General features: G+C 70.4%; 2 protein-coding genes. Both read left to right on the top strand.

Annotated features, from left to right (window positions below):
• Positions 1-195 precede the first annotated feature (195 nt).
• Positions 196-1770, top strand: coding sequence for an IS21 family transposase (gene istA, locus ACFWN7_RS17100; protein ID WP_376940064.1), 1575 nt, complete (start codon positions 196-198; stop codon positions 1768-1770).
• Positions 1767-2546 carry an IS21-like element helper ATPase IstB gene (gene istB / locus ACFWN7_RS17095; RefSeq protein WP_376940062.1) on the top strand — a complete coding sequence of 260 codons (780 nt, stop codon included), beginning with the start codon at positions 1767-1769 and terminating at the stop codon, positions 2544-2546. The genes istA and istB overlap by 4 nt, the downstream gene beginning before the upstream one ends.
• Positions 2547-2680 lie beyond the last annotated feature (134 nt).

Raw genomic sequence — 2680 nt, 5'->3', positions numbered from 1 at the left:
TGTTGGCGGCCATGGAAAACTGCCCATAGGCGGTCACGAGAACTGCCCATGGATGGCCAGCAGAGTTGCCCGCTGGTGGCCATGAGTTCTGCCCACGTCTGATGGTTCCGCCTCGCGTGTCGTCGCGGTGGCGGGGCCCCTTCCCGGTTCGATGACGGTGCTTGATGCCGTATCGATGCCCGGGAAGGGGCTGTGTTGAAGTCTGACGGAGAGATCATGGAAATTCTGGAAGCGTTCGACCTGACCGGGTCGTATCGTGCCGCAGCGGAGTTGGCGGGGTGCTCGCATCACACCGTCGCCGCGCATGTGACGGCTCGGGACGCGGGCCGCCCGGTCGGCGCGGCGGCGGCGCGGGTGAAGGTCATCGACGAGTTCTTGCCGAAGGTGGAAGAGCTCGTGGACCGGTCGCAGGGGAAGGTGCGGGCCGACCGGGTGCACGAGGTGCTCGTCACGCTCGGGTTCGACGGGTCCGAGCGGACGGTGCGGCGTGCGGTCGCCGAGGCGAAGACGGCGTGGCAGGCGGGGCGCCGTCGGGTGCACCGGCCGTGGGTGACCGAGCCGGGGTTGTGGGTTCAGTACGACTTCGGCGACGGTCCCGTCGTCGACGGGGTCAAGACGGTGCTGTTCGTCGCGTGGCTGGCGTTCTCCCGGTTCCGGGTGGTGTTCCCGATCCGGGACAAGACCATCCCCTCGGTGTTCGCCGCGCTGGACCGGGTGTTCCGCATCATCGGGGGTGCGCCGACGTATGTGCTGACTGATAACGAGAAGACGGTCACGGTCGCGCATGTCGCTGGGGTGCCGGTGCGGAACGCGCAGACGGTGTCGTTCGCCCGGCACTACGGCGTGACGGTGCTGACCTGCCAGCCCGCGGACCCGGCAAGCAAGGGCGGGGTGGAAGCGTCGGTGAAGCTCGCGAAGGCGGACCTGGTGCCCACCGACGCGAACCTGCGGGCCGAGTACGCGTCGTTCGCCGAGCTCGAGGCCGCGTGCGAGGCGTTCATGGATGACGTCAACGGCCGCAAGCACCGGGTCACGAGGCGGCTGCCCGCCGAGATGCTGGCTGAGGAGCAGCGGCGGTTGCATCCTGTCCCGGACCGGTCGCACACGGTCGCGTTCGGGGTGTCGCGGCGGGTGCCGGATAACACGCCGATGGTCGCGTTCGAGAACGGCCAGTACTCGGTGCCGTACCGGCTGATGGGCGCAGAGGTGTTCGTGCGGGTCCATGGCGCGGCCGACGCCGAGCGGGTCGTGGTCGTCCATCACGGCGTCGACGGTCCGGTCGAAGTCGCCCGGCATGAACGCGCCCGCCCTGGTTCGCCGCGGATCTGCGACGAGCACTTCCCCGACGGGGGCGGAGCGAAGATCCCGGGCGAGTACGCGATCAAGGCCCGCAGTGACGAGGAGGCCCACTTCCTCGGCATCGGGCACGGCGCCGCGGCGTGGCTTGTCGAGGCCGCCGCCGCGGGGACCGCGCGAGTGAACCAGAAGATGCGGGAAGCCGTGCAGCTGGCCCGCATCCACGGGTTCGAGGTCGTGGACGAGGCGCTCGGGACCGCGGCCGCGTACGGCCGGTTCGGCACCGGCGACCTGAGCTCCATCCTCACCACCCGGGCGGGTGCGTCATCGGCGCGGACGGCGCCGGAATCCCGGTCGCTCGCGCAGGGCACCGGCGGGTGGGCGAGCATCGGCCAGCCCCGCGAGCTCGTGGTCGTGCCGGTCGAGGAGATCACCACCACCGACGAGTCCGACCACGAGGAGGTGGGAGCGTGACCGTGACCACGACGACCGCGCCGCCGATCCCCGCCGAGCTGGAGGCGATGATGCGGCAGCTGAAGATGCCCTACGCCCGCCAGCTCGCGCCGGAGCTGTTCGCGACCGCGAGGTCGCAGCGGTGGGAACCGGCCGAGATCGTGAAGGCACTGCTGGACGAGGAGATCGCCGGCCGGGCCCGATCGATGCTCGCCGCCCGCCGCAAGGCCGCTGGGTTCCCGACCGGGAAGACGTTCGACTCGTGGGACGAGGCGTTATCGACGATCCCGGCGCCGACGCAGCAGGCGCTGCGCACCCTGGAGTGGGTGCACCGCCGGGAGAACCTCGTGATCTGCGGGCCCGCCGGGACCGGGAAGACGTTCTTCCTCGAAGCGCTCGGCCAGCACGCCGTCGAGCAGGGCCTGAAGGTGGCGTGGTTCCGGCTCGAGGACCTCGGCGCGCTGATCCGCGCGCACCGCCCCGACGACACCGTCACCCGCACCGTTCAGAGGATTCTCCGCGCCGACCTGATCGTGGTTGATGACATCGGGCTCCTCGGCGTCGGCGACGACGCCGCCGAGGGCCTCTACCGGCTCGTCGACGCCGCGTACGAGAAACGGTCCATCGCGATCTCCTCGAACCTGCACCCGGCCGGGTTCGACGAGCTCATGCCGAAGACCCTCGCCACCGCGACCGTGGACCGGCTGCTGCACCACGCCCACCTCGCTCAGACATCGGGTGACTCGGTGCGTCTGGCGCAAGCCCTCGCCGGGACGGGGGTGACCCCGATGCCCTGACCCCCGAGCCCGACCGCGGCCAGGTCCACCACGACCCGGTGGGCAGAACTCCTGGCCGCAGATGGGCAGTTCTATTGGCCACCAGCGGGCACTTCTGCTGGCCGCCGATGGGCACTTCCTACTGGCCGTTGACA

This window comes from Agromyces sp. NPDC058484 (genome assembly GCF_042720415.1).
In the GTDB taxonomy this organism is placed as follows: Bacteria; Actinomycetota; Actinomycetes; order Actinomycetales; family Microbacteriaceae; genus Agromyces.
This window is presented reverse-complemented; position numbering and strand designations above follow the sequence as displayed.